Here is a 459-nt window from a genome sequence, read left to right as displayed (position 1 = left end):
GGCGATCCAGCATGCGGTTCAGCGCTTGCGCCAGGTCGGCCATCTCCACGGGCACGGCCTGCACGGGCATGCGCTCGCCGAGCTTCTGGCCCGTCACCATGGCGGCCCGTGACTTCATGTCGCGCAGCGGTGCCAGCCCATGGCGTGCCGCGAGCCACGAGAGCAGGCCGCAGAGGACGATGGCGACGAGCAAATACAAGGCTAGGTCGCGCCGCAGGCCGTCGAGAAACTGCGTGTGGTGTTCCGTATCCGCGGCGATCCAGACGCTAAGGGGGGTGGGGGATTAGTCCGGGGCTGCCTTGAAGGCCAGCGTATGGCAGCGGGCATTGCCGGGGTGCCACACCCCAAAGGCCGGACATTCACCGGTGTGCAGGGCTTCCTCGCCGCGCATCGGGGGAGAGAGCCCCTGGGACTGAAATACCACGAAACCTTGCCCGTCCTGCACCAGGGCGTAGAGGC

At 67.5% G+C, this 459-nt stretch carries 1 protein-coding gene; it reads right to left on the bottom strand.

Annotation, left to right across the window (positions count from 1 at the left end):
* Nucleotides 1-199: HAMP domain-containing protein (locus J5M67_RS28415; RefSeq protein WP_207888675.1), on the bottom strand; the 199-nt coding region annotated here is incomplete at its 3' end.
* Nucleotides 200-459: the final 260 nt, after the last annotated feature.

Source organism: Pseudomonas sp. 30_B, from assembly GCF_017491605.1.
GTDB lineage: Bacteria > Pseudomonadota > Gammaproteobacteria > Pseudomonadales > Pseudomonadaceae > Pseudomonas.
This window is presented reverse-complemented; position numbering and strand designations above follow the sequence as displayed.